This window comes from Pseudomonas sp. SDO524_S393 (assembly GCF_054071875.1).
This window is the reverse complement of record NZ_JBSVVZ010000077.1, coordinates 22,158-28,157: the sequence shown is the minus strand read 5'-3', so window position 1 is coordinate 28,157 and position 6,000 is coordinate 22,158. Positions and strand designations below refer to the sequence as shown.

6 protein-coding genes are annotated in these 6,000 nt (G+C 61.1%); 4 read left to right on the top strand and 2 right to left on the bottom strand.

Going from position 1 to position 6,000, the window contains the following annotated elements; genetic code table 11:
- Positions 1-86: 86 nt before the first annotated feature.
- A complete protein-coding gene (gene amaB, locus ACW9IB_RS25360; RefSeq protein ID WP_457367245.1) occupies positions 87-1,577 on the bottom strand; it encodes an L-piperidine-6-carboxylate dehydrogenase in 1,491 nt (496 codons plus the stop codon).
- Between the two features lie 153 nt (positions 1,578-1,730).
- On the opposite strand from amaB, the gene ACW9IB_RS25355 reads away from it, so the two are divergent.
- The 3 genes from ACW9IB_RS25355 (at position 1,731) to nadE (ending at position 4,873) form a co-directional block, all read left to right on the top strand.
- Positions 1,731-2,621, top strand: a complete 891-nt coding sequence (locus ACW9IB_RS25355; protein WP_457415937.1) for a LysR family transcriptional regulator — start codon at positions 1,731-1,733, stop codon at positions 2,619-2,621.
- Positions 2,622-2,827: 206 nt separating this feature from the next.
- Complete coding sequence (gene pncB, locus ACW9IB_RS25350) at positions 2,828-4,042, top strand: nicotinate phosphoribosyltransferase (RefSeq protein ID WP_457415936.1); 1,215 nt, start codon at positions 2,828-2,830, stop codon at positions 4,040-4,042.
- 3 nt (positions 4,043-4,045) lie between these two features.
- Complete coding sequence (gene nadE / locus ACW9IB_RS25345; RefSeq protein WP_457415935.1) at positions 4,046-4,873, top strand: ammonia-dependent NAD(+) synthetase; 828 nt, start codon at positions 4,046-4,048, stop codon at positions 4,871-4,873.
- A gap of 136 nt (positions 4,874-5,009) precedes the next feature.
- Here nadE and azu read toward each other — a convergent pair whose 3' ends face one another.
- Entirely contained in the window at positions 5,010-5,456 is a 447-nt protein-coding gene (gene azu / locus ACW9IB_RS25340) for an azurin (RefSeq protein WP_457415934.1), read from the bottom strand.
- Positions 5,457-5,787: 331 nt separating this feature from the next.
- On the opposite strand from azu, the gene ACW9IB_RS25335 reads away from it, so the two are divergent.
- The gene (locus ACW9IB_RS25335) at positions 5,788-5,967 is read left to right on the top strand and encodes a hypothetical protein (RefSeq protein WP_457415933.1); all 180 of its coding nucleotides are present in this window, start codon (positions 5,788-5,790) and stop codon (positions 5,965-5,967) included.
- Positions 5,968-6,000 lie beyond the last annotated feature (33 nt).

Below are 6,000 nucleotides of genomic sequence, written 5' to 3'. Positions count from 1 at the left end.
CAGGCACCGCGGTGCATCAGATACACCGCGGTGATGCTATCGCAGGCAAGCCAGCTCCCACATTGACCGTGCTCCGAATTGAGGGATCAGTCGAAGGTGATGCCCTGGGCCAACGGCAACTCCAGCGAATAGTTCACGGTATTGGTCTGCCGACGCATATACCCGCGCCACGCATCCGAACCCGATTCACGACCGCCACCGGTTTCTTTCTCGCCGCCGAACGCGCCGCCGATTTCCGCGCCGCTCGGGCCGATGTTGACGTTGGCAATGCCGCAGTCGCTGCCCACCGCCGACATGAACTGCTCGGCCTCACGCACGTCGGTGGTGAAGATGCACGATGACAGGCCTTGGGGCACGGCGTTGTTAAGGCGCAGGGCTTCGTTGAAGTCGGTGTAGCCGATCACATACAGGATCGGCGCGAAGGTTTCGTCGCGCACCACGTCGCTCTGCTCGGGCATCTCCACGATGGCCGGCGACACGTAGTAGGCGTTGGGGAATTTGTCTTCCAGTTGGCGCTTGCCGCCGAAGACCTTGCCGCCTTCGCTCAGGGCCTGCTCAAGGGCGTCCTGCATGTTGTCGAAGCCCTGCTTGTCGATCAGCGGGCCAATCAGGTTGCCTTCCAGCGGGTGGCCGATGCGCACCTTGGAATACGCAGCCTTGAGGCGGGTGACGATTTCTTCCTTGACCGACTCATGGGCGATCAGGCGGCGCAGGGTGGTGCAACGCTGACCGGCAGTGCCGACGGCGCTGAACAGGATGGCGCGCACGGCCATGTCCAGGTCGGCGCTCGGGCCGAGGATCATCGCGTTGTTACCGCCCAGCTCAAGGATGCTGCGAGCGAACCGCGCGGCCACTTTAGGCGCCACTTCGCGGCCCATGCGCGTGCTGCCAGTGGCGCTGATCAGTGCCACGCGCGGGTCATCCACCAGTGCGGCGCCGGCATCGCGGCCACCGATGATCACCTGGCTGAGGTACTGCGGGGCATCGGTGAAGTTCTTCAGCACGCGCTCGAACAGCGCCTGGCAGGCCAGGGCGGTGAGCGGAGTCTTTTCCGAGGGTTTCCAGATCACGGCATTGCCGCAGACCAAGGCCAGGGTGGTGTTCCACGCCCACACAGCCACCGGGAAGTTGAAGGCGCTGATCACACCGACCACGCCCAGCGGGTGCCAGGTCTCACGCATGTGGTGGCCCGGACGCTCGGAGGCGATGGTCAAGCCGTACAACTGGCGGGACAGACCGACGGCGAAGTCGCAGATGTCGATCATTTCCTGCACTTCGCCCAAGCCTTCCTGGGTGATCTTGCCGGCTTCCCAGGACACCAGCTCGCCCAGGTCAGCCTTGTATTCGCGCAGCACGTCACCGAACTGGCGCACCAGCTCGCCGCGACGCGGGGCCGGCACTTTGCGCCAGGCCTCGAATGCATGCTCGGCACGACTGACCTGTTGCTCCACTTCAGCCGGGCCTTCCCACTGCACGCTGCCGATACGGCTGCCGTCGATCGGTGAATGCACGGGTTGTTTACCCGACTGGTACAGCGCCGGGTTCACCCCGAGACGATCAAGCAATGCGGCAACCATGGGTCACTCCTTCAATCTCAAACAGAAAATTCGCGCCGCGGCCTGCACGGCGATCCAGACCTTATTTGTAGCTGGCCCAAGACTTGCCAACAAACGACGATTAGGCGAGATATCATTCCGTTTATTCATGCAAAGCCTAAAAAGAGGCACGCCGTGCTGAACAAAAGACATTTGCCCTCGATCACCGCCCTGCAGTGTTTCGAGGCCGCCACCCGCCACTTGAGCTTCACCCGCGCCGCCGAGGAACTGAACCTCACCCAGAGCGCGGTGAGCAAACAGGTGGCGCAGCTGGAAGAACTCTTGCAGCACCTGCTGTTTCGCCGCGTGCGCCGGCGCCTGCAAATGACCCCGGCGGGCGATCTGTACCTGGTGGAAGTGCGCAAGATCCTGACGCAAGTGGAGATGTCCACCCACTACCTGCGCTCCTACGGCGGCGAAACCGAAGTACTGCGCGTGTCCACGCCCTATACCTTCGGCGCGCGCTGGTTGGTGCCACGCCTCAAGGGCTGGCGGCTGCGTCATCCACAGATCCACCTGGACCTGTGCAACGAGCAGGAGCCGGACGAGCTGCTGCAAGGCAAGGCCGACATGGCTTTCTACTTCGGCCAGGGCTCACGGCCCGGCACAGAAAGCCTGAAGTTGTTCAGCGAAGAGCTGGTGCCGGTGTGTGCCCCGGACAGCTTGCCGGCACGGCCTTTCACTGACCCCACGCAGTTGAGCGACCTGGTACTGCTGCAAAACGCCTCACGCCCCCAGGGCTGGCACGACTGGTTCGCCAGCCAGGGTTATCAGACTGAGCACAGCTACCACGGACCGCGTTTCGACACCTTCTATATGTGCATTCGCGCAGCGCAGGTGGGCTGTGGCGTGGCATTGCTGCCGCGCTTTCTGGTGGAAGAAGAGCTGGCGGACGGCAAGCTGGTGATCCCCTGGCAGCATGCGATGCCGAGCCAGGATGCGTATTACCTGGCGTATCCGGAGCATGCGGCGGAGGTGCCGAAGGTAAGGGAGTTTGTGAAGTGGATGATGGAGCAAGTTGTTTAGCGCCTGGAATATCGCTATCGCAGGCAAGCCAGCTCCCACCTCTGGAATGGGTTTCACCTGTGGGAGCCGGCTTGCCTGCGATGAGGCCAGTGACTGCACTGAAAAAATCACTGGCAAAACCCCACAGGTCTATGCGCCACTAGCGCCATTCCTCAATTGTGCGTAAAGGGCGGCGCCCAACGCCGTCCCGTCTGGAGAGTCCCGTTATGAGCGAGAGTGTGTTTGCCGATCGCATCGTGCAGAACCTGCTCGACACCGACTTCTACAAGCTGACCATGATGCAGGCGGTGCTGCACAACTATCCCAATGTGGAAGTTGAATGGGAGTTTCGTTGCCGCAACAGTGAAGACCTGCGCCCGTACCTGGCGGAAATCCGCTACCAGATCGAGCGCCTGGCCGAGCTGAGCCTGAGCCCCGATCAACTGGGTTTCCTGGAGCGCATCAGCTTCATGAAACCGGACTTCCTGCGCTTCCTCGGGTTGTTCCGCTTCAACCTGCGCTACGTGCAGACCGGCATCGAGAACGGTGAGTTGTTCATCCGCCTGCGCGGTCCTTGGCTGCATGTGATCCTGTTTGAAGTGCCGATGCTGGCCATCGTCAGCGAGGTGCGCAACCGCTATCGCTACCAGACCGTGATCCTCGAACAGGCCCGCGAACAGCTGTACCGCAAGTTCGATTGGCTTACCGCCAACGCCAGCAGCGAAGAACTGTCCGAGCTGCAAGTGGCCGACTTCGGCACCCGCCGGCGCTTCTCGTACCGGGTGCAGGAGGAAGTGGTCAGCGTGCTCAAGCATGATTTCCCCGGGCGTTTCGTCGGCACCAGCAATGTGCACCTGGCCCGCGAGCTGAACATGAAACCCTTGGGCACCATGGCCCATGAATGGATCATGGCCCACCAGCAGCTGGGACCCCGCCTGATCGACAGCCAGATCGCCGCCCTCGATTGCTGGGTTCGCGAATACCGCGGCCTGCTGGGCATCGCCCTGACCGACTGCATCACCACCGACGCGTTCCTGGGCGACTTCGACCTGTACTTCGCCAAGCTGTTCGACGGCCTGCGCCATGACTCCGGGGACCCTGTGCAATGGGCCGAAAAAGCCATCGCCCACTATCACAAGCTCGGCATCGACCCGATGAGCAAGACCCTGGTGTTTTCCGACAGCCTGACGTTGCCCAAGTCCCTGGAGATTTTCCGCGCGCTGCGCGGTCGCATCAATGTGAGCTTCGGCATCGGCACCAACCTGACCTGTGACATTCCAGGTGTGGAACCGATGAGCATCGTGCTTAAAATGACGGCCTGCAATGGCCAGCCCGTCGCCAAGATCTCCGATGAAGCGGGCAAGACCCACTGCACGGATCCGAATTTTGTCGCCTATTTGCGCCACGTTTTCAAAGTACCTGCCGTTTCCAGCAAGGAGTGAATCATGCAAGCCGTACAGCGTGAGATTGCGCAGCAGCTCAATGTCCAGGCGCCGTTCAACGACCAGCCGGCCCTTGAAGCCGAAGTGGCCCGCCGCGTGGCCTTTATCCAGGATTGCCTGGTCAAGTCCGGGCTCAAGACGCTGGTGTTGGGCATCAGCGGTGGTGTCGATTCCCTGACCGCCGGCCTGCTGGCCCAGCGGGCCATGAAAGAGCTGCGCGCTGAAACCGGCAACGACGCTTACCGCTTTATCGCGGTACGCCTGCCTTACGAAACCCAGTTCGACGAAATCGATGCCACGGCTTCGGTGGACTTTATCGAGCCGGATGAGCGTCACACCGTGAACATCGGCCCGGCGGTGAAAGCCCTGGCCAATGAAGTGGCGGCGTTCGAAGGCAAGGCGGCGGTGTCCCGGGACTTCGTGCTGGGCAACACCAAGGCGCGCATGCGCATGGTGGCCCAATACACCATCGCCGGCGCGGCCGGCGGCCTGGTCATCGGCACCGACCATGCGGCGGAAGCGGTGATGGGCTTTTTCACCAAATTCGGCGACGGCGCGTGCGATCTGGCGCCGCTGAGCGGGCTGGTGAAGAACCAGGTACGGGCGATTGCGCGGTACTTTGGCGCACCGGAGTCACTGGTGGAGAAGGTGCCGACGGCGGACCTGGAAGACCTGTCGCCGGGCAAGCCGGACGAAGCGTCACACGGGGTGACTTACGCCGAGATCGATGCGTTCCTGCACGGCGAGCCGGTGCGCGAGGAAGCGTTCAAGATCATCTGCGACACCTACCGCAAGACCGAACACAAGCGGGTAATGCCGTTTGCACCGTGAGGTGAGCCAGCAAGGTTTGTGCTGATTGTTCGATCGCCATCGCAGGCAAGCCAGCTCCCACAGTTGCCCGAGTTCCAGCAGGAGAATGCGGTCAAATGTGGGAGCTGGCTTGCCTGCGAAGAACGATAACGCGGTCTTACTTGACGACCACAGTGCCCTTCATCATCGAGATGTGGCCCGGGAACGAGCAGAAGAACGCGTAGTCGGTCCCGGCGGTCAGTTTGGCGACATCGAACGTCACCGAATCTTTTTCACCGGCACCGATGATCTTGGTGTGGGCGATGATGCGGTCATCACCGGCTTTCAGATAGTCCTTGTCGAGGCCGGCGGACATGCCGTCGGTCGCGACAGGCTGCATATTGGCGGCGCTGGTCAGCACCCAGTTGTGGCCCATGACGTTTTTCGGCAGGTTGCCGGAATGAGTCAACTCGACGGTGAACGTCTTGCAGCTCTTGTCGATCGTGATTTCCTTGGTGTTGAAGGACATCTGGTCAGTGGAGTCGACGGTGACCTTGCACTCTGCAGCAAGCAACTGGCCGCTCGCCAGAGTCAGCAGGGAAACAGCAACGAGTTTGGCAAACATGTGAATCTCCAAGGCAGGGTTTAAAAACGCGTAATGCGACAAGGGTGCCTGAGGCAGGCAATGATTCCTATGATCTGAATCAACAGATTGTATACAACTTTAGGCTATCAGACTGATCAACACAATCTACCAGCCAAAGTCGCTGCGCCTGCCTATGATCGGTCCATCACCCAACGGAGTCCGGACCATGCGCCTCAATCAATTGTTCAACGGCCTGCTGGCCGCCTACGCCTGCGGCAAGTGAAGGCCGGGCGCGCTGCTAAGCTGCTACCATGACCACCCAAGGCAGCTGCGCGCCGCCCCCCTCACCTTCGACCCTAGAGGATTGCCCATGGCCAAACCCAATTACTCCTTCGCCAAACGTCAGAGAGACTTGGCCAAGGAGCAGAAGAAAGAGGAAAAACTGCAACGCAAGAAAGCCGCCGTCGAAGACACCAACGGGCCGGACGCAGAGGCCGATGCTGAAGTAACGAACGACGCGGGCGAAACACCAAAAGATCCTGCTGAATAATTGATCGCTCATGTGGGAGCCGGGCTTGCCCGC

Excerpts from the sequence above, each read along its gene's own strand:
- azu (WP_457415934.1), bottom strand. The coding sequence starts at position 5,456 with ATGTTTGCCAAACTCGTTGCTGTTTCCCTGCTGACTCTGGCGAGCGGC.
- amaB (WP_457367245.1), bottom strand. The coding sequence starts at position 1,577 with ATGGTTGCCGCATTGCTTGATCGTCTCGGGGTGAACCCGGCGCTGTAC.
- ACW9IB_RS25335 (WP_457415933.1), top strand. The coding sequence starts at position 5,788 with ATGGCCAAACCCAATTACTCCTTCGCCAAACGTCAGAGAGACTTGGCC.
- nadE (WP_457415935.1), top strand. The coding sequence starts at position 4,046 with ATGCAAGCCGTACAGCGTGAGATTGCGCAGCAGCTCAATGTCCAGGCG.
- pncB (WP_457415936.1), top strand. The coding sequence starts at position 2,828 with ATGAGCGAGAGTGTGTTTGCCGATCGCATCGTGCAGAACCTGCTCGAC.